The sequence below is a fragment of the Afipia sp. GW821-FHT04G03 genome, assembly GCF_059419985.1.
Genome location: NZ_JBWKSV010000002.1, coordinates 907,724 through 928,307, shown reverse-complemented (window position 1 = coordinate 928,307; position 20,584 = coordinate 907,724). Strand labels below are relative to the sequence as shown.

Genomic DNA, 20,584 nt, shown 5'->3' with positions numbered 1-20,584 from the left:
GGGATTATGTCGGTTTTTGGATATGATGCCAGCCCGTTGCCGCGTGTTCTTTGCGGCCAAACGTCTCCATCGAAAACAGCAGCAATTGCAACGAAAAACGGCCAGGCGAACCTGGCCGTTTCCGGATTAAATTTCTGTCACGCGCAGAAAGCTCATTTGCTCGCGGTGGGCAGCGGCACCGGGGTGTCCGCCAGCGTGCGCAGATAGGCGATCAAATCGGCGCGCTCGCTGTCTTTCTGGATACCGGCAAAGCCCATCGCCGTGCCGGGGACTGCGCCCTTCGGGCTGTTGATGAACTTGTTGAGATTATCATAGGTCCACTTGCCGCCCTTGGCCTTCATCGCAGCAGAGAAGTTGAACCCGCCGCGGCCGTGGCCGACTTCGTCGTCAACGATGCCGTAGAGATTCGGGCCGACCTTGTTGGGGCCGTTCTTCTCGAACGTGTGGCACGACGCGCACTTCTTGGCGGCGGCGGCGCCCTTCTCAACGGAAGCCGTCTGGAGCAGTTTCTCGATCGGCTCGCTTGGTGCGGCGGCCGCAGCAGCGCCGCCTGCGCTGTCCGCTTCCTTCACGGCGATCTCAAAGCCAGGCTTTTCCGGCTTGATCGGCGAAAAAATCGCGTTGGCGGCCATATTCAGCGAGAGCAGAACGAGGCAGGTGCCGAGCACCGCGCCCATGATCTTGTTGAGTTCGAAGGAGTCCATTTTCGATCAGGCCCTAGCCGGAAAGTCGATACGTTTGGCCGCGCAAAGCGACCATGAATTGCTACCGGGAACAGGCGTGCAGCGCAATACTGGCAGCGGGATCGAGATAACGGTTTGCCTGCGTTCTGGCAACCCGTATAAACGCGCGACCCCTTGAAAAGTCCCGTCATTTCCTCATCAATTTGGCTGTCCGAGCCGTGCGCCCCCGATGACAAAAACCCGCGCTTTGGTGCTGATTCCCGCCCGCATGGCCGCGACCCGCCTGCCGGGAAAGCCGCTGCTGGATATCGCCGGCCTGCCGATGATCGTCCATGTGCTGCGCCGGGCGGAAGCTGCGCGAATCGGTCGCGTTGTCGTCGCGACGGATGCACCGGAGATCGTCCGCGCCGTGACGGACCATGGCGGCGAAGCCATCATGACCCGCGCGGACCATCCGTCGGGATCGGACCGGATTTTCGAGGCGCTGGAAGCGCTCGACCCATCGCGTGAGATCGACACCATCATTAATGTGCAGGGTGACCTGCCCACCATCGATCCGGGCGATATTCGCGCCGTGCTGGCGCCGCTCGACGATCCCGCCGTCGATATCGCGACCCTGGCCGCCGTGATCCGGAAGGACGAGGAGCACACCAATCCAAACGTCGTGAAGGTGATCGGGTCGCCCGTCGGCGCGACGCGGCTGAAGGCGCTTTACTTCACGCGCGCGACCGCACCCTACGGCGAAGGCCCGCGCTATCACCATATCGGGCTCTATGCCTATCGCAGGCAGGCTTTGGCGCGGTTCGTCGCCCTGCCACCCTCGCCGCTGGAGATCCGCGAAAAGCTCGAACAACTCCGCGCCCTTGAAGCCGGAATGCGGATCGACGTCACGGTGGTTGACACGGTGCCGCTGGGCGTCGATACGCCACACGATCTGGAGACCGCGCGGCAAATGCTGGCAGAAAAAACATCATGACCAAGCCAATGAAAATCGCCTTTCAGGGCGAGCCCGGAGCGAACTCGCACATCGCGATTGCGGAGGCGTTTCCCGACGCGACGCCGCTGCCCTGCGCCACCTTCGAGGACGCGCTGGCGGCGATTTCGTCAGGCGAGGCTGCACTGGGCATGATCCCCATCGAGAACTCGGTGGCGGGACGCGTTGCCGACATTCATCACCTGCTGCCGCAGTCCGGGCTTTTCATCGTCGGCGAGTGGTTTCTGCCGATCCGTCATCAATTGATGGCGCCGCGCGGCGCAAAGCTCGATGGCATCAAGACCGTCGAGAGCCATGTCCATGCGCTCGGCCAGTGCCGCCGCATCATCCGCAAGCTCGGCATCAAGGCGATCGTCGCCGGCGATACCGCAGGCTCCGCGCGCATCGTCGCCGAGCGCGGCGACAAAAGCTGTGCGTCCATCGCCTCACGTCTCGCTGCGGAGATTTACGGTCTCGATATTCTGGCGGAGGACATCGAGGACGAAAGCCATAACACCACGCGCTTCGTCATCCTGGCGCGCGAGCAGCTCTGGGCCGCGCAGGGCTCCGGCCCGCTGGTGACAACGTTTGTTTTCCGCGTGCGCAACCTTCCGGCGGCGCTCTACAAGGCGATGGGCGGCTTCGCCACCAACGGCGTCAACATGACCAAGCTGGAAAGCTACATGGTCGAAGGCAACTTCTTCGCCACGCAGTTCTATGCGGACGTCGACGGCCATCCCGAGGACCGCAACCTCGCCTTCGCGCTCGAGGAACTGAAATTCTTCTCGAAGGAACTGCGGATCGTCGGCGTCTATCCCGCGCATCCGTTCCGCGTCGCATTCGCGGAAAGGGGCGCGGAATAAGGCTAACTACGCCGCCGCCTGCTTTCCGATCCCGAACGCATCCGCAAGCAGGCTGTACGACCGCTTGCGCGCCTCGTGATCGTAGGTCGCCGTGATCACCATCACCTCGTCGGGCTTGCTGGTCTCGATCAGCGGCGCGATCTGTTGCATCACGGTTTGCGGCGAACCGGTAAACAGCCGCGAGCGGTTGCGCGCGATGCTGGCCCGCTCGGCATCGGTGTACGGGTAGGCCTGCGCCTCCTCGATACTCGGCAGCGGCTGATATTGGCCGCGGTCGCGCAGCAGACGGTTGAGATCGGCCGACGACGCCAGCCGGTCCGCTTCCGCGTCGGTCTCGGCCATGATGACGGCGATCGCCAGAATGGCATGCGGCGTCTCGCGCCAGCGCGATGGCTTGAAGTGCGCGCGGTAGTGAATCATCGCATCTGCCGCGTCATGCGAGGCGAAGTGATGCGCGAACGCGAAGCCCATGCCGATCTGCGCGGATAACTGCGCGCTGTAGTCGCTCGATCCCAATAGCCAGATCGGCGGCAGCGGCGCGTCATCCGGCATCGCAATGACCTTGTTGTACGGATGCCCCTCGGGAAACTCGCGGGTCTCCCACAGGGTCAGTTCGATCAGGCGCTCGATGAAATCGTCGCCGCCGCGCGGATCGAACCGCTGGCGCAGCGCATGCATGGTGGTCTGATCGGTGCCGGGCGCGCGGCCGAGCCCGAGATCGATGCGGCCGGGAAACAGTCCCTCCAGCATCTTGAAGCGTTCGGCCACCATCAGCGGCGCGTGGTTCGGCAGCATCACGCCGCCGGAGCCGACGCGAATGCGCTGCGTTGCCGCTGCGATCTGTCCGATCATAATTTCGGGCGCGGGTGACGCGACCGACGAAAGACTGTGATGCTCCGCCAGCCAGTAGCGGGTGTAGCCGAGACGGTCGGCGTGCTTCGCCAGATCGATGCTGTTGCGCAGCGACTGGGATGGCCTGGTGCCGGTGGTGACGACCGAGAGGTCGAGAACGGAAAGCGGGGTCATGAAACCCAAGCTAGTGGCTTGCGCGCGCCTGACAACGCGGCAGCGGCGCATGTCATCCAGCCGGCCGTCGCAGGATTGATGGGCAGACCATATTGAGCGATGATATTGATTGAATTTCTGCCCACTTCGGTTGAGTGCCGAAGGGGCTATTTGGTCGCTAAATTGCTAGTACCATTAGGAAATTTCAATGAAATTACATCCGGTCACTTGATACAAGGACTTGGGAAGGTCATATCTATAGGAGGTATTGGGCAATTTCCCACGGCAAATGACCCGTCGATGGGCTGTCGGAAATCGCCCGTTTCCCCTATTTTATCCTGCAATGGCGACTGGTGACCGACTTCGCCCCAAAGGGCGGAATCAGGGCACGGCGCATCGCCACAACCGCCCGCCCGGAATTCAGCGCGCCGCCGGTTGGCCATCTAATTCGATCTCTTTGATTCTGGAGTTGTGAAGCGTGACGAGTGAGACAGTTTCCGCCGGATCGCAGGCGCAAAAGCTCCCGACCATTTCCTTCGAGTTCTTTCCTCCCAAGACGGAGGAGATGGAGCGCAATCTTTGGGACGTGATCAACCGGCTTGCGCCGCTGACGCCGAACTTCGTGTCGGTGACCTATGGCGCCGGCGGCTCGACCCGCGAGCGCACCCACTCCACCATCGCGCGCATTCTCAACGAGACCAAGCTGACGCCCGCTGCGCATCTTACCTGCGTCGCCGCCACCAAGGCAGACATCGATGACGTGGTCGCGCGCTATCATGAGGTCGGCGTCCGCCACATCGTGGCGCTGCGCGGCGATCCCACCACCGGAATCGGCACCACCTATGCGGCACATCCCGACGGCTACCAGACATCGGCCGATCTCGTCGCCAGCATCAAGAAGCGTTATCCCGATATCGACGTCACCGTGTCGGCCTATCCGGAGAAACATCCCGAGAGCGCCGACTTCGACGCCGACATCGACGCGCTGAAAGCCAAGGTCGACGCAGGCGCCACCCGCGCCATCACCCAGGTGTTCTTCGACAACGATCTCTACTTTCGTTACCTCGACCGCGTGCGGGCGCGCGGCATCGATATTCCGGTCGTGCCGGGCATCATGCCGATGCACAACTTCAAGCAGGCGCGCAACTTCGTCACCCGCGCCGGCACCACCGTGCCATCATGGCTGGCCGACAAATTCGAAGGCCTCGACGACGACGCCGAAACACGCAAGCTGGTGGCCGCGACCGTAGCCGCCGGGCAAGTGCAGAAGCTTGCCAAGCATGGCGTCGAGAATTTTCACTTCTATACGATGAACCGTGCGGATCTCGTGTTCGCCATCAGTCACCTTTTGGGCATTCGCCCGAGCGGTGCGCAGAAAGCTGCGTGATCCTATGACCGTGAAGACATCTCCGACCGCCGACCATTTCCGCGCGCTCGCCCGCGAACGCATCCTCGTGCTCGACGGCGCGATGGGCACCATGATCCAGGGCCTGCAATTCGACGAAGCGGCGTTTCGCGGCGAACGCTTCAAGGATTTCCATCGCGACGTCAAAGGCAACAACGACCTTCTGATCATCACCCAGCCGCAGGCCATCGAGGACATTCATTTCGCCTATCTCGCGGCGGGCGCGGACATCGTTGCGACCAACACGTTCTCGTCGACCTCCATCGCGCAAGCCGACTACGACATGTCGGACCTTGCCTATGAACTGAATCTTGATGGCGCGAAGCTCGCGCGCAACGCCGCAAACCGCGCAACGGCGAAGGACGGCAAGCCGCGCTTTGTCGCCGGCGCGCTTGGCCCGACCAACCGTACCGCGTCGATTTCGCCGGACGTGGCCAACCCCGGCTACCGCGCGGTGACCTTCGACGACCTGCGGATCGCCTATAGCGAGCAGATCAACGGCTTGCTCGACGGCGGCGCGGATCTGCTGCTTGTCGAGACCATTTTCGACACGCTGAACGCCAAGGCCGCGCTCTACGCCATTGCGGAGATTTCCGAAGCGCGAGGCATCCATGTGCCGGTGATGGTCTCCGGCACCATCACCGACAAGTCGGGACGCCTGCTGTCCGGCCAGTTGCCGGAAGCGTTCTGGTACTCGGTGCAGCACGCCAACCCGATCACCATCGGCTTCAATTGCGCGCTCGGCGCAGAAGACCTCCGCGCGCATATCGCAGATATCGGCCGCGTCGCCGACGCGCTGGTCTGTGCCTACCCGAACGCCGGCCTGCCGAACGAGTTCGGCCAGTACGATGAGTCGCCGGAATACATGGCGCGGCTTGTCGGCGAATTCGCCGCATCTGGCCTTGTCAATGTGGTCGGCGGCTGCTGCGGCACCACGCCGGATCACATCAAAGCCATCGCGGAAGCCTGCGCGCCGCACAAGCCGCGCATCGTTCCTGAAATTCCGCCGCTGCTGCGGCTCTCGGGCCTCGAGCCGTTCAATCTCACATCCGATATTCCGTTCGTGAACGTCGGCGAGCGCACCAACGTCACCGGATCGGCGCGCTTCCGCAAGCTCATCAAGGAAGGCGACTTCACGGCGGCGCTTCAGGTCGCGCGCGATCAGGTCGAGAACGGCGCGCAGGTCATCGACGTCAACATGGACGAGGGCCTGCTGGATTCGAAGCAGGCGATGATCGACTTCCTCAATCTCGTCGCCTCCGAGCCAGACATCGCCAAGGTGCCGGTGATGGTCGATTCGTCGAAGTTCGACGTGATCGAGGCCGGCCTGAAGTGCGTTCAGGGCAAGCCCATCGTCAACTCAATCTCGATGAAAGAGGGCGAGGAGAAATTTATCCACGAGGCGACCATCGCGCGGCGTCATGGCGCGGCCGTGGTCGTGATGGCATTCGACGAGGTCGGACAGGCCGACACCTATGAGCGCAAGATCGAGATCTGCAAGCGGGCCTATGATCTTCTGGTGGAGAAGCTGAACTTCCCGCCGCAGGACATCATTTTCGATCCGAACATCTTCGCCATCGCGACGGGTCTTGAAGAGCACAACAATTACGGCGTCGATTTCATCGAGGCGACGCGCTGGATCCGGCAGAACCTGCCGCACGCGCATATCTCCGGCGGCGTCTCCAACCTGTCGTTCTCGTTCCGCGGCAATGAGCCGGTCCGCGAAGCGATGCATTCGGTGTTCCTGTATCACGCCATCAAGGCCGGCATGGACATGGGCATCGTCAATGCCGGACAGATGGTGATCTACGACGACATCGATCCGGAACTGCGTCAGGTCTGCGAGGACGTCATCCTCAACCGCGATCCCGCAGCGCCGGAGAGGCTGCTGGAACTCGCGGAAAAATTCCGCGGCAAAGGCAAGCAGGTCAAGGAGCAGGATCTCTCCTGGCGCGAGTGGCCGGTGGAAAAGCGCCTGAGCCATGCGCTGGTCAACGGCATCACCGAATACATCGACGCCGACACCGAAGCCGCGCGCCTCACAGTCGAGCGGCCGCTACACGTGATCGAAGGTCCGCTGATGGACGGCATGAACATCGTCGGCGACCTGTTCGGCGCGGGCAAGATGTTCCTGCCGCAGGTGGTGAAGTCCGCGCGCGTGATGAAGCAGGCGGTCGCCTATCTGATGCCGTTCATGGAAAAGGAAAAGGCCGACAATCTTGCCGCTGGCATTGCCGGCGACGGACGCAGTTCCGCCGGCAAGATCCTGCTTGCCACCGTGAAGGGCGACGTGCACGACATCGGCAAGAACATCGTGGGCATCGTGCTCCAGTGCAACAATTTCGAGGTGATCGATCTCGGCGTCATGGTGCCGGCGAGCAAGATCATCGAGACCGCGAAAGCCGAGAACGTCGATATCATCGGCCTGTCCGGGCTGATCACGCCGTCGCTCGACGAAATGGCGTTTATGGCCGCCGAACTTGAGCGCCTCGGCCTCAACCTTCCGCTGATGATCGGCGGCGCGACCACCAGCCGCGTCCACACCGCGGTGAAGATCGATCCTGCCTACAAGAGCGGGCCGGTGATCCATGTCAACGACGCCAGCCGCGCGGTCGGCGTCGCCTCGTCCCTGATGTCTCCCGAGAAGCGCGAGGAATACGCCCGCGAAGTCCGCGCCGACTACGCGAAGATTTCGGCGGCGCATTTCAAGGCGCAGCAGGACAAGAAGCGGCTCAAGCTCGAGGCCGCGCGCGCCAACGCGCATCAGATCGACTGGGCGAACACCAAGCCGACAAAGCCGACCTTCATCGGCACGAAGAGCTTCAGCGACTATTCGCTCGCGGAACTGGCCGAGTACATCGACTGGACGCCGTTCTTCCAGACCTGGGAGCTGACCGGGCGCTTCCCGGCCATTCTCGACGACCCGAAAGTCGGCGAAGTCGCGCGCTCGCTCTATAACGACGCGCGCAAGATGCTCGATCTGATCGTCAAGGAGAACTGGTTCAAGGCCTCGGCCACCATCGGTTTCTGGCCGGCCAACGCGGAAGGCGATGACATCGTTCTCTACAGCGACGAGGCGCGCAAGAAGCCCTTGACCACGCTGCACACGCTGCGCCAGCAGTTGGAGAAGCGCGAAGGCCGCAAGAATGTCGCGCTGTCGGACTTCATCGCACCCACATCGAGCGGCGTGCCCGATTACATCGGCCTGTTCGTGGTCACCGCCGGCATCGGCGAGGATGTCATCGCGGATCGTTTCAAGCACGCCAACGACGACTACTCGTCGATCCTCGTGAAAGCGCTGGCGGATCGCCTCGCGGAAGCCTTCGCCGAGCGGATGCATCAGCGCGTGCGCAAGGAGTTCTGGGGCTACGCGCCGGACGAAGCCCTGAAGCCCGACGAACTGATCCTCGAGCAATACGCCGGCATCCGCCCCGCGCCGGGCTATCCGGCGCAGCCCGATCACACCGAAAAGGCGACGCTGTTCAAGCTGCTCGACGCCGAGCGCACCGCAGGCGTGACGCTGACCGAAAGCTTTGCGATGTGGCCGGGCTCATCGGTATCGGGGCTCTATTTCAGCCATCCGGAAAGCTATTACTTCGGCGTCGGCAAGATCGAACAGGATCAGGTCGAGGACTACGCCGAACGCAAGGGCATGAGCGTCGCGGAGACCGAGCGCTGGCTGGCGCCGATCCTGAACTACATTCCGTCGCGCGAGATGCCGGCCGAGACGGACGATGATGTCGCAGCGCTGCCGCTGGCGAAACATCCGCCGGGGTGCGGCTGTGCCATGCACATGCGCCTGAACCAGAAGCCGCGCGCGGAAGCTGTTCCGAACTGAGCCTGACGTTCGTCATTGCGAGCCAACGGGTCGGCGCGAAGTCGCCGCCCGATGCAGGCCCCCGCGAAGCAATTTCAGAAAACAAGATTGGATTGCTTCGTCGCTTCGCTCCTCGCAATGACACCGCGGGATATATCCCTTTCAATTAAATTTGACGGCGCATGTTGGCCGCGCGATCACACGCGCGTGTGTTCCGACGTGAGGAACTTCTCCTCACGCGCGTGTGACTCCGATTGGCATGGAACCCGGAACAGCATCGTCAATGAGACGTTGATGCGCTGCAACGACCCCACCCACCAAAGGAGCAAAATATGAAAAAGGTGACATTTTTCGCCGCTGCTGCGGCTGTGACCGCATTGGTTGCCTCGCCCGCAATGGCGCAGGATTCCATGAAGCCGCGAGCTGAAAAGCAAATCAGCGCCAAGCACATGAAGAAGCATCATGCGTCGTCCAAGCATATGAAGCGACATCAGGCGCGCGCGCAGCGCACCGATGAACTGGCGTCCGGCGACAACTGGAATGGTCGTGACACCTGGAATAACCGCGACTCCGGCTTCTGGCCTGCTGACGTGGTCGGCGGCGCAATCGGCACCGCGGGCGCAATCGCCGGCACGGCTGTCGGCACCGCAGGCGCGATCGCAACGGCACCGTTCGGTGGCCCGAACTACAATCGCGGGCCTTACTACAGCGACGCGAGCGGTTATCCCTATGGCAACCGTCATCGTTATGGCGGCGGCGCTTACGCCTCGACGAATTACGTCAGCGGCTGGAATGAGCCGGGATACTCCGGCGAGTACACCTATAACGGCATCGCGATGCCTGCAGCCGCGAGCTATGACGCCCGCAATGGCTTCACCTGCCGGCCGGGCAGTGTGACCCGTCTCGCGAACGGCCAGCGCCTGTTCTGTCAGTAACCGTTCTGTCGGTAACGATGAGCGCATGAATCATGGCGGCCGGGGGGGGGCTCCGGCCGCCATTCTTGCGATCCTGCCACTACATGAAGCTGACGCGTCCGGTCGCGAGGTCGTGCATCGCGCCCACGATACGGAGTTGGCCGGATGTCACCAGCCCCTTGAGAACGGGGCTTCGCGACGTCAGGCCGGCGACGGCCATCCGGACATTGGTTTCAGCCACGGCTTGAACGAATGCCGCGTTTTTCGACACTCGCTCGCCACTGGCCTTGCTTGCGGCCACGGCGGGCCTGATGTTGGCGAGAGTCGCCGTCAGATTTCCCAGCTTGACGTTATCGACGGCGCCCTTGATGGCTCCGCAGTCGTTGTGCCCCAGCACGACGATCGCCCGCGCACCCGCGACCTTGGTCGCGAATTCGAGACTGCCGATGATGTCGGTGTTGACAAAATTTCCCGCGACGCGCGCGCAGAACACATCGCCGATACGCTGGTCGAACACCAGTTCGGGCGGCACGCGGGAATCGATGCAGCCGACAATGGCGGCGAACGGCGCCTGTGTCGCCGCGGTCCCCTTCACCTGCTCGATCAGATCGCAATTGATGGTTTTGCCACTGAGGAGCCGCGCGTTGCCCTCCTTCAGGCGGGCCAAAGCCTCATCCGGAGTTTTGGACTGCTGACGATCTGGCGTCATGACCGCGCATTCCACCGGCGCGGCTTGCGCGCGGGCCGCTGCGACCCCCGACACCAAGGCGAGTGAGGCGCAACGGCAAAACGAACGGCGGCTCAACATGAGCAAGCTCCCTGAAAATCGGCGAGCGCCACTCTTGGGTCAAACCCGTTAAAAAGATGCAACCACGCCGTCACGCGCGGCACTATCGCGCGCCTAATCCCCGTCCGGATCGCTGGCGAGCACGCCCTTGACCGCCTGCGACCAGCCCTTGAGTTTGCGCGTGCGCGTGGCGTCGGACATGTTCGGCCGGAAGCGCCGTTCCAGCCGCCAGGAATCCGCAAAGCGCGACGGCTCGGGATAGATGCCCGCGCCGAGACCCGCGAGATAGGCCGCGCCCACCGCAGTGGTTTCCTGAATCATCGGCCGGTCGACCGGCGCATTCAGCAGGTCCGACAGCCGCTGCATGGTCCAGTCCGACGCCGTCATGCCGCCATCGACCCGCAGCACGGTGTTGGTCTCCTTCGCTTCCGGCCAGTCGGCGCGCATCGCGGCCCACAGGTCGTAAGTCTGGTAGCAGACGCTCTCCAGAACGGCGTGCGCAAGCTCCGCCGGCCCGGTATTGCGCGTCAGGCCGAACAGCGCGCCGCGCACCCGCGGATTCCAGTACGGCGCGCCGAGGCCGACGAACGCCGGCACCAGATAAACCGATTGCGTGGAGTCGTTGGCGTCGGCGAGCGGACCGGTCTCGCTGGCGTGCTTGATGAGGCCGAGCCCGTCGCGCAGCCACTGCACGGCGGAGCCTGCGACGAAGATCGACCCTTCCAGCGCGTAGGTGCGCTGACCGTTCAACTGATACGCAATCGTGGTGAGCAGCTTGTTCTTCGAGGCCACCGCCGTGGTGCCGGTGTTGAGCAATGCGAAACACCCGGTGCCGTAGGTGGATTTCATCATGCCCGGCGAAAAACACGCCTGCCCGATGGTGGCGGCCTGCTGATCGCCGGCGATGCCGCGAATGGCGATCGCGCCGCCAAGCAGATGCGGCTCGGTCTCGCCGAAATCCGCCGATGAATCCCGCACATCCGGCAGCATCGAGCGCGGTACGCGCAGCAGCTTCAACAGATCGTCGTCCCACGCGCCGGTGTGGATGTTGAACAGCAGCGTACGCGAGGCATTGGTCGCATCGGTGGCGTGGACCTTGCCGCCGGTCAGCCGCCACAGCAGATACGAATCCACCGTGCCGAACATCAGTTCGCCGCGCTCGGCCCGCTCGCGCGCGCCCGGAACGTGATCGAGTATCCACGCGACTTTCGTGCCGGAGAAATACGGATCGATGATCAGGCCCGTTCGCGCGCTGATCAGCGGCTCGTGACCTTCGGACTTCAACCGCGCGCAGATGTCGGCGGTGCGCCGGTCCTGCCAGACGATGGCGCGATGCACGGCCTGACCGGTGGCGCGATCCCAGACCACGGTGGTCTCGCGCTGATTGGTGATGCCGATGGCCGCGATGTCGGCGGCCTTGACGTCCGCCTTGCTCATGGCCTCGCGGCAGGTCGCCACCGTCGAGGTCCAGATATCCTCCGGTTCGTGCTCGACCCAGCCGGACGCCGGGAAATGCTGCTGGAATTCCTGCTGCGCCTGCGCCGCAATGGAAATGTCCGACCGAAATACAATGGCGCGCGACGATGTCGTGCCCTGATCGATGGCAAGGATATGCGACGCCATTCCGTTTCCTCGAATGCTTTTCGTTTTTGGTTCGAGTCGCAAACAAAGCGATTACGGACGCGCGCGTCAATATGGATGGAGCTATCCCCACCGTCATAAGGGGGAGGGATAAAGCAAAGCTACACCGCCGCCGTGGTGACGCCGCCGTCGATGACGATGGTCTGGCCGGTCATGAAGGTGGAGGCGTCGGAGGCGAGATAGACCACCGCGCCGGCGATTTCATGCGGCTCGCCGATCCGGCGCAGGGGCGTGGTCGCGGTGCGGCGCGCCAGCAGCGCCTCGTCTTCCCACAGCGCGCGGGCGAAATCCGTCTTCACAAGGCCCGGCGCGATGCAGTTCACCCGCACATTTTTCGGGCCCCACTCGCCCGCCAGACTCCGCGCCAGCGAGAAGTCCGCCGCCTTGGAGATGCCGTAGGCGCCGATCACGGTCGAGCCACGCAGTCCGCCGATGCTGGAGATAATGACGACGGAGCCGCCGCCCTGTTCAGCCATTTTCGGCATCGCCAGCTTGCAGAGCCAGATGTTGCTCTTGATGTTGGCGCCCATGATCTTGTCGAAGGCTTCATCGGTAATGTCGAGCAACGGGCCGTAATAGGGATTCACCGCCGCGTTGCAGACGAGAATGTCGATCCGGCCGTAGTGTTTCACGGTGCCGCCGATCAGCGCATCGACCTCGTCGCGGCGGCTGATGTTGCAGGCGATGACATGGGCATCGCCGCCATTCTTGCGGATGCCGTCCGCGACCTCGTTGCAGGCGTCCGCCTTGCGGCTGGAGACGACGACCTTCGCCCCCATCCGCGCCAGCAACTCAGCCGAGGCGCGGCCGATGCCGCGGCTCGAGCCGGTGACGACGGCCACTTTTCCCGCCAGATCAAATGGCGATGTGGTCATGGCCGCGTCTCCAGCTTTGGTTATCAGACCAGATTGCCCGCCTCGCTGACGCGGCGCAGGTGATAGTCCGTGTCTCCGAACGTGCTTTCGATCATGGTCAGCCGCTTGAAGTAATGGCCGATCTTCAGTTCCATGGTCATGCCGACGCCGCCGTGAAGCTGGATCGACTGCTGGCCGACGAACTTAAGCGACTTGCCGATCTGCACCTTCGCCGCAGCGACCGCCTGCGATCGCTCCTTGGCATCCTCGAAATCGGAAGCCATGGTGGCGAACATCGACATGCTGCGCGCCTGCTCAAGGGCGACGAACATATCCGCCGCGCGGTGCTGCAAGGTCTGGAACTGGCCGATGGCCACGCCGAACTGCTTGCGGGTCTTGAGGTACTCGACGGTCGACTTCAGCGACTCGTCCATCGCGCCGACGGCTTCGGCGCACATCGCGATGCGAGCCTCGTCCACCACGCGCTCGATCAGCGGCAGGCCGTTCTCGGCGTCACCGATCACGGCATCCGCGCCGACCTCGACGCCTTCGAACCGGATGTCCGCTGCGCGCATCCCGTCCTGGGTCGCGTAGCCCTTGATGGTGACTCCCTTGGCATTCGCGGGCACCAGAAACGCGCCGATGCCAGTGCGATCGCGCTGGCCACCCTTGGTGCGCGCGGTCACGATCAGCGTGTCCGCCGTCTCGCCGTGCAGCACGACGAATTTCTCGCCGTCGATCACCCAGCCGCTGCCCTTTTTCTTGGCCGTGGTCGTCACGTCCGCGAGGTTATAGCGCGAGCTTTTCTCGAGCTGCGCGAAAGCGAGCGTCTTGCTGCCGTCGATGATCGACGGAATATGCGCCGCCTTCTGTTCGGCCGAACCGCCGAGGCGCAGGAAGCTACCGCCGAGCACGACGGTCGCGAGATAAGGCTCCAGCACCAGCGCCTTGCCGAGCGCTTCCATCACGATAGCGGTTTCCACCGCGCCCGCGCCGAAGCCGCCGTCATCTTCCGAGAACGGCAGGCCGAGCAGACCCTGCTCCGCGAGCTTGCTCCAGACCGTCTTGCTCCAGCCGCCCTTTTCCTTGGCGTACTTCTTGCGCTGGTCGAAATCGTACGAGTTGGCCAGAAGGCCGTCGACGCTGTCTTTCAGGAGCCGCTGCTCCTCGGACAAATCAAAATCCATTTCCTGCCTCCAATTGCACCCGGTGATCCACCGGCGCATCAACAAAACAAATCGTCATGCCCGCGCTTGTCGCGGGCATCCACGTCTTTCTGTCCCGAAGCAAGACGTGGATGGCCGGGTCGAGCCCGGCCATGACGGCATATGAGTTCCTCTCCCCGCAAGAGCGGGGCGAGGGAGAAGCCTTACAGACCCAGCACGGCCTTGGTGATGATGTTGCGCTGAATCTCGTTCGAGCCTCCATAGATGGAGACCTTGCGATAGTTGAAGTAGCCCGGCGCGACATGGGTCGCCCAGCTCGCTTCCTCGTTGCTCTTGTCGTCTTCCGGCGCGTAAGGCAGCGCGAACGGCCCGGTGATCTCGAGCAGCAGTTCGGTGATGGTCTGCTGGATCTCGGAGCCCTTGATCTTGAGGATCGAGGAGGCCGGGTCCGGCTTGCCCTTGCCGTTCTTGTGCTCGTTGGCGACGACGCGCATCTGCGTCAGTTCAAGCGCCTTGAGTTCGATCTCGGTCGCGGCCAGCTTTTCACGGAACCGCGAATCCTCGATCAGCGGCTTGCCGTCCTGTTCGACCTTGGATGCAAGGTCGCGAATGCGGCGGATGCGCTCCTTCGACATGCCGACGCGCGCGATGTTGGTGCGCTCGTTGCCAAGCAGGAATTTTGCGTAATCCCAGCCCTTGTTCTCCTCGCCGACGAGGTTTTCCACCGGCACCTCGACGTCGTCGAAGAACACTTCGTTGACTTCCGCGCCGCCGTCGATGGTCTGGATCGGGCGCACGGTGACGCCGCGCGATTTCATATCAAACAGGATGAACGAAATACCCGACTGCTTCTTCGCATCGGGGTCGGTGCGGCAGAGACAGAAAATCCAGTCGGCGTGCTGCGCCAGCGTGGTCCATGTCTTTTGGCCGTTGATGATGTAGACGTCGCCCTTGCGCTTGGCGGTGGTCTTCAGCGAGGCAAGGTCAGAGCCTGCGCCCGGCTCGGAGAAGCCCTGGCACCACCAGTCGTCGAGGTTCGCGATGCGCGGCAGGTAATGCTTCTTCTGCGCCTCGTTGCCGAAGGTGTAGATCACCGGACCGACCATGTTCACGCCGAACGGCAGCGGCGATGGCGCCGGCGCGGCCTGCAACTCTTCGAGAAAGATATACTGCTGCACCGGCGTCCAGCCCGTGCCGCCGTATTCCTTCGGCCAGTGCGGAACGGCCCATCCCTTCTTGTTCAGGATGCGCTGCCAGTTCACCAGATCTTCCTTGCTGGTGTGACGGCCTTCCACCAGCTTCTTGCGGATGTCGGCCGGGAGACTTTCCTTGAAGAAGGTCCGCACCTCGTCGCGAAATGCCAGTTCTTCCTTGCTGAAACTAAGATCCATCGGACCCTCCTTGGGCAATTTATCGTTGTGCTCACCTCCCCTTTTCAGGGGAGGTGAAAGCTCTCAAAAGTTTACTGAAGGATCTCGAACAGGCCGGCCGCACCCTGGCCCCCGCCGATGCACATGGTCACGACGCCATACTTCGCCTTGCGGCGACGGCCTTCGATCAGAACGTGGCCCGCGAGGCGCGAACCGGTCATGCCGTAAGGATGGCCGACCGCGACGGAGCCGCCGTTGACATTCAGCTTCTCCGGATCGATTCCCAGCTTGTCGCGGCAATAGATCACCTGCACCGCGAAGGCTTCGTTCAACTCCCAGATGTCGATATCGTCGATCTTGAGGTTGTGACGCTTGAGCAGGCGCGGAATCGCGAAAACCGGACCGATGCCCATTTCATCCGGCTCGCAGCCGGCGGACACGAAGCCGCGGAAGATGCCAAGCGGCTTGAGGCCCTTCTTCGCGGCCATCTCGCCGCTCATGATCACAGCGGCGCTGGCGCCGTCCGACAACTGGCTGGCGTTGCCCGCAGTGATGAAGCCGCCTTCGCGCACCGGCTTCAGGCCGGCGAGGCCTTCCGCGGTGGTCTCGGGACGCGGACCTTCGTCCTGCGACAGCGTGATCTCCTTGAACGAAATTTCCTTGGTGACCTTGTCGGCGACCGCCATCTTGGTGGTCATCGGCGCGATTTCTTCCTTGAAGCGGCCGCCCTGTTGCGCAGCAGCGGTACGGCGTTGGCTCTCGAGCGAGTATTCGTCCTGCTTCTCGCGCGAAATACCATACCGCTTCGAGACGACTTCGGCGGTGTCGAGCATCGCCATGTAGACGTCGCCCTTGATCTTCACCAGTTCAGGATCGACCGCGTGAAACTTGTTGATGTGATCGTTCTGCACGAGGCTGATCGATTCACCGCCGCCGGCAACGGCGATCTCGACGCCGTCGTAGATCACCGAACGTGCTGCGAGCGCGATGGCCTGCAAGCCCGAGGCGCACTGGCGATCGATGGTGGTGCCGCCGACAGACACAGGAAGACCGGCGCGAAGCGCGGCCTTGCGCGCGATGTTACCGCCGGTGGTGCCCTGCTGCATGGCAGCGCCCATCACCACGTCCTCGATCTCGGCGCCGTCGATGCCGGCGCGCTTCACGGCGTGCTCGATCGCGTGGCCGAGCAACGTCGCGCCTTCGGTGTTGTTGAACGCGCCGCGATAGGCCTTGCCGATCGGCGTGCGGGCGGTGGAAACGATAACGGCTTCGGTCATGAACGACCTCCTGTTGCAAGTTTGGGTTGTTGTTGAATGTGATGGCGTTGCTGGTTGCGCAATTCGTGGCGCGAGAGTTTTCCGACGCTGGTGCGCGGCAATTCTTTCATGAACTCCACCGCCACCGGCAGTTCGTGCTTGCCGAGCTTGCCGGTCAGGAATGCGCGAAGCTCGTCGATGGTGAACGGCTGCGCGTTGGCGCGCAGGGTCACGAAGGCTTTGGACGCTTCGCCGCGATAGTCGTCGGGGATTCCGATCACGATGACTTCCTGCACCGACGGATGCTGATAGATCGCCTGCTCGATCATCTGCGGATAGACGTTGAAACCGCCGGAGATAATCAGGTCTTTCTTGCGGTCGACCAGATAGAAATAGCCGTCGCTGTCCATATAGCCAATGTCGCCGGTGAGAAAACGGTCGCCGACAAACGACTCGGCGGTTTCCGCCTCGCGATTCCAGTAACCCTTTGTGACGTTCGGACCGCGAATGCGGATTTCGCCGGTCTCGCCGACAGGCATGACCTTTTTCGGATCGTCCAGCGAGACCACATCCATCTCGATACCGGGCAGCATCAGCCCGATGGAGCCCGGCTTCTCCGGGCCTTCCGGCGGATGGCCGGTGCCGGGCGAGCAGGTTTCGGTCATGCCCCACCCGCTTTTCAGCGTGATGTTGGTCTTGCGCTGGAAAACCTTCGCGACCTCCACCGGCAGCGGCGCGCCGCCCGAGCCGCAAAACGCCAGCGACGACAGATCGCGGCTGTCGAGATCAGGCAGGCTCGCGATGGCGATCCACATGGTCGGGACACCGGGGAACGCGGTGGCGCGCTTGACCTCGATGTCGCGCATCACGGCATCCAGATCAAAGCGCTGGTGCAGCGAAATCAGGTCGCCGTTCTTCAGCGTGCGCAGCAGGACGACCGTGAGCGCGTAGATATGAAACAGCGGCAGCACCAGGATGACGCGCTCGATGGTATTGCGCTCGGCCTTCTGCTTCGCGCTCCACACGTCGTAGATCGATACCGCCGAGGTGAGATTGCCGTGGGTCAGCATCGCGCCTTTCGGCAGGCCTGTGGTGCCGCCGGTATATTGCAGCAACGCGATGTCATCGGCGCTGACGTCGGGCCATTTGACGGGTGGCTGCGCGCCTTTGACGAAATCCTTGAACGTCATGATCGCAGGATTTGACGGGATCGCGGCCTGCGGATTGCCCACCGCCCCCCATGTCTCGTCCTCGCAGACGATCAGGCGATCGAGCAGGCCCTTGTCGAAAAATTTCAGCGCCGTGGGCAACAGCGTCGACAGGCTGCTGGTGACAAGGATGCGCGCGCCGGAATCCTTCAGCTTGTGGGTGAGCGCGATCTCGCCGTCCAGCGGACTGAGATGCACCACGCGCGCGCCGGCCTTCAGCGCGCCGAAGAAATTCACCGGATGATCCGGCGAATTTCCCAGAAACAACGCAACAGATGCGCCCGTGGACGCACCCGCGCGAAGAAACGCCGATGCCGCGACATCGACCATATCCTGCAACTGGACGAAGCTGATGGTGCGGTCGCGATATTCGATCGCCGGGCGCGATCCGAAATCCGCAGCCGCCTTGGACAACAGATCCGGCAGCGTGCCGCGTGAGATCGGTGAATCCCAGCGGACGCCCTCCGGATAATATTGTTCCCCGGGACGGGTCATGACATCAGCCCTTGGCGAGGGACGCGAATGTCTTGCCTTCGTCAGCCAGACGCTTGAGCAGCGGCGTCGGCTCCAGCGACGGATCGTTGGTCTGCTTGGCGTAGAACGACAGCCGTTCCGCGATCTTCTTCAGGCCGACCTGATCGGCGTAGAACATCGGGCCGCCGCGATAGATCGGCCAGCCGTAGCCGTAGAGCCAGACCACATCGATGTCGCTCGGGCGCGCCGCGATCTTCTCTTCAAGGATGCGCGCACCCTCGTTGATCATCGGGTACATCAGGCGTTCAAGGATTTCATCGTCGCTGATCTGGCGGCGCTTGAGGCCGAGCTTGGCGGTGGTTTCCTCGATCAGCTTTTCGATTTCCGGATCCGGCAGCGGCGCGCGCGAGCCGGCTTCGTACTTGTAGTAACCCTTGCCGGTCTTCTGGCCGAAGCGCCCGGCCTCGCAGATCGCGTCGGCGATTTCCGACTTGATGCCGCGGTCCTGGCGCGAGCGCCAGCCGATATCGAGACCCGCAAGATCGCCCATGGCGAACGGACCCATCGGCATGCCGAACTTGGTGAGCACCGCATCGACCTGCTGCGGCAATGCGCCTTCGAACAGGAACTTTTCGGCCTGCTTGCCGCGAGCGGCCAGCATACGGTTGCCGACAAAGCCGTCGCACACGCCGACGACCACCGGCACCTTGGCGATGCGCTTGGCGATGGATACCGCCGTCATCAGCGCGTCCGGCGCGGTCTTCTCGCCGCGCACGATTTCGCACAGCTTCATGACGTTGGCGGGTGAGAAGAAGTGCATGCCCAGCACGTCCTGCGGACGCTTGGTCATGGCGGCGATGGCATTGATGTCGAGATACGAAGTGTTGGTGGCAAGAACCGCGCCGGGCTTGGCGAACTGGTCGAGCTTGCCGAACACCTCCTTCTTGATCGCCATGGTCTCGAACACGGCCTCGATGATGAGGTCAGCATCCTTGACGTTCTCGATGCCAACCACGCCCTTGATGAGACCCATGCGCTTGGCGGGCGCGTCAGCCGGAATGCCGCCGCGCGCGGCGGTGGCGTCGTAGTTCTTCTGCATGATGCCGAGGCCGCGCTTGAGCTGCTCCTCGCCGGTCTCGATCAGCGTTACCGGGATTCCGGCATTGACGAACGACATCGCAATGCCGCCGCCCATGGTGCCGGCGCCGATGATGGCGACCTGCTCGACCTTGCGCGGCTTGGTACCTTCGGGAACGCCCGCGACCTTCGCGGCTTCGCGCTCGGCGAAAAACGCATAGCGCTGCGCCTTCGACTGATCGCCGTTCATCAGCTTGAGGAAAAGTTCGCGCTCGGACTTCAAGGCCTGATCGAACGGCTGGTCGAGCGAGTGGCTGACGGCTTCGGCTGCGGCGAGCGGCGCTTCCAGTCCGCGATTGCGCTTATTTGCCGCGGCAGCCGCGTTGGTGAAGATCGACTTGTCGGCCTTGGCCGCGGCGAGCTTGGAATCGTCGTCGCGCAGCCTGAGCGCCGGACGCTTTTCCGCGAGCACCTTGCGCGCGAACGCTTCGCCGCCCACCGCGGGCGCTCCGTCGACGATTTCCTGGATCAATCCGTTCTTGAGCGCGTCCGCGGCGCCGATCGGCTCGCCGGTCACAATCATCTTGACGGCGAGTTCGGGACCGACCGCGCGCGGCAGGCGCTGCGTGCCGCCCGCGCCCGGCAGCAAGCCGAGTTTCACTTCCGGAAGGCCGAGCTTCGCATCCTTGGTGGCGACGCGGAAATGCGCGCCGAGCGCGAGTTCCAGCCCGCCGCCCAGTGCTGTTCCGTGAATTGCGGCAATGACCGGCTTCGGGGAATTTTCAATCCCGGCGATCACATCATGCAGGCTCGGCGACTGCGGCGGCTTGCCGAATTCGGTGATGTCCGCACCGGCAATGAATGTTCGCCCTGCGCACGCGATCACGATGGCCTGAACTTGGGGATCCGCCGCCGCGCTCTGAACGCCTTCCAGAATACCTTTGCGCACCGCAGCGCTCAGCGCGTTTACCGGAGGGCTATCCACAGTGACGATAGCAACCGCGTCACGACGTTCCACCTTGACCACTTCGCTCACGCAACTCTCCTTGGACTGCTTGTTTTCATGTTTCGCAGTGCGGAATTTAATTCCA

At 63.0% G+C, this 20,584-nt stretch carries 15 protein-coding genes; 5 read left to right on the top strand and 10 right to left on the bottom strand.

Translation table 11 applies throughout. The features are described from left to right. Nucleotides 1-152: 152 nt before the first annotated feature. Nucleotides 153-704, bottom strand: coding sequence for a c-type cytochrome (locus tag AC07UB_RS13645; RefSeq protein ID WP_492790987.1), 552 nt, complete (start codon nucleotides 702-704; stop codon nucleotides 153-155). A gap of 208 nt (nucleotides 705-912) precedes the next feature. On the opposite strand from AC07UB_RS13645, the gene AC07UB_RS13640 reads away from it, so the two are divergent. Both AC07UB_RS13640 and AC07UB_RS13635 read left to right on the top strand, forming a co-directional pair. Then, entirely contained in the window at nucleotides 913-1,659 is a 747-nt protein-coding gene (locus AC07UB_RS13640) for a 3-deoxy-manno-octulosonate cytidylyltransferase (protein WP_494653454.1), read from the top strand. After that, entirely contained in the window at nucleotides 1,656-2,519 is an 864-nt protein-coding gene (locus AC07UB_RS13635) for a prephenate dehydratase (protein ID WP_494653452.1), read from the top strand. The genes AC07UB_RS13640 and AC07UB_RS13635 overlap by 4 nt, the downstream gene beginning before the upstream one ends. A gap of 6 nt (nucleotides 2,520-2,525) precedes the next feature. Here AC07UB_RS13635 and AC07UB_RS13630 read toward each other — a convergent pair whose 3' ends face one another. Beyond that, complete coding sequence (locus AC07UB_RS13630; RefSeq protein ID WP_494653450.1) at nucleotides 2,526-3,545, bottom strand: LLM class flavin-dependent oxidoreductase; 1,020 nt, start codon at nucleotides 3,543-3,545, stop codon at nucleotides 2,526-2,528. Nucleotides 3,546-4,002: 457 nt separating this feature from the next. Between AC07UB_RS13630 and metF the strand changes: the two genes are divergently transcribed. The 3 genes from metF to AC07UB_RS13615 all read left to right on the top strand — a co-directional run bounded on the left by metF (nucleotide 4,003) and on the right by AC07UB_RS13615 (nucleotide 9,681). After that, nucleotides 4,003-4,911, top strand: a complete 909-nt coding sequence (gene metF / locus AC07UB_RS13625; RefSeq protein WP_494653448.1) for a methylenetetrahydrofolate reductase [NAD(P)H] — start codon at nucleotides 4,003-4,005, stop codon at nucleotides 4,909-4,911. 4 nt (nucleotides 4,912-4,915) lie between these two features. Continuing rightward, the gene (gene metH / locus AC07UB_RS13620; RefSeq protein ID WP_492790992.1) at nucleotides 4,916-8,767 is read left to right on the top strand and encodes a methionine synthase; all 3,852 of its coding nucleotides are present in this window, start codon (nucleotides 4,916-4,918) and stop codon (nucleotides 8,765-8,767) included. A gap of 311 nt (nucleotides 8,768-9,078) precedes the next feature. Beyond that, nucleotides 9,079-9,681 carry a hypothetical protein gene (locus AC07UB_RS13615; RefSeq protein WP_492790993.1) on the top strand — a complete coding sequence of 201 codons (603 nt, stop codon included), beginning with the start codon at nucleotides 9,079-9,081 and terminating at the stop codon, nucleotides 9,679-9,681. Between the two features lie 79 nt (nucleotides 9,682-9,760). Here AC07UB_RS13615 and AC07UB_RS13610 read toward each other — a convergent pair whose 3' ends face one another. The 8 genes from AC07UB_RS13610 to AC07UB_RS13575 all read right to left on the bottom strand — a co-directional run bounded on the left by AC07UB_RS13610 (nucleotide 9,761) and on the right by AC07UB_RS13575 (nucleotide 20,529). After that, nucleotides 9,761-10,468, bottom strand: a complete 708-nt coding sequence (locus AC07UB_RS13610) for a carbonic anhydrase family protein (RefSeq protein WP_492790994.1) — start codon at nucleotides 10,466-10,468, stop codon at nucleotides 9,761-9,763. 93 nt (nucleotides 10,469-10,561) lie between these two features. Next, the gene (gene glpK / locus AC07UB_RS13605; RefSeq protein WP_492790995.1) at nucleotides 10,562-12,070 is read right to left on the bottom strand and encodes a glycerol kinase GlpK; all 1,509 of its coding nucleotides are present in this window, start codon (nucleotides 12,068-12,070) and stop codon (nucleotides 10,562-10,564) included. A gap of 119 nt (nucleotides 12,071-12,189) precedes the next feature. Continuing rightward, the gene (locus AC07UB_RS13600) at nucleotides 12,190-12,963 is read right to left on the bottom strand and encodes an SDR family NAD(P)-dependent oxidoreductase (RefSeq protein ID WP_492790996.1); all 774 of its coding nucleotides are present in this window, start codon (nucleotides 12,961-12,963) and stop codon (nucleotides 12,190-12,192) included. Between the two features lie 23 nt (nucleotides 12,964-12,986). Beyond that, nucleotides 12,987-14,129, bottom strand: coding sequence for a pimeloyl-CoA dehydrogenase small subunit (gene pimD, locus AC07UB_RS13595; RefSeq protein WP_492790997.1), 1,143 nt, complete (start codon nucleotides 14,127-14,129; stop codon nucleotides 12,987-12,989). A gap of 182 nt (nucleotides 14,130-14,311) precedes the next feature. Then, complete coding sequence (gene pimC / locus AC07UB_RS13590) at nucleotides 14,312-15,499, bottom strand: pimeloyl-CoA dehydrogenase large subunit (protein ID WP_492790998.1); 1,188 nt, start codon at nucleotides 15,497-15,499, stop codon at nucleotides 14,312-14,314. 71 nt (nucleotides 15,500-15,570) lie between these two features. After that, on the bottom strand, nucleotides 15,571-16,755 hold the full coding sequence (locus AC07UB_RS13585; protein ID WP_492790999.1) for an acetyl-CoA C-acyltransferase: 1,185 nt from the start codon (nucleotides 16,753-16,755) through the stop codon (nucleotides 15,571-15,573). Then, nucleotides 16,752-18,437, bottom strand: a complete 1,686-nt coding sequence (gene pimA, locus AC07UB_RS13580) for a dicarboxylate--CoA ligase PimA (RefSeq protein WP_492791000.1) — start codon at nucleotides 18,435-18,437, stop codon at nucleotides 16,752-16,754. The genes AC07UB_RS13585 and pimA overlap by 4 nt, the downstream gene beginning before the upstream one ends. A gap of 4 nt (nucleotides 18,438-18,441) precedes the next feature. Then, the gene (locus tag AC07UB_RS13575) at nucleotides 18,442-20,529 is read right to left on the bottom strand and encodes a 3-hydroxyacyl-CoA dehydrogenase NAD-binding domain-containing protein (protein ID WP_492791001.1); all 2,088 of its coding nucleotides are present in this window, start codon (nucleotides 20,527-20,529) and stop codon (nucleotides 18,442-18,444) included. Nucleotides 20,530-20,584 lie beyond the last annotated feature (55 nt).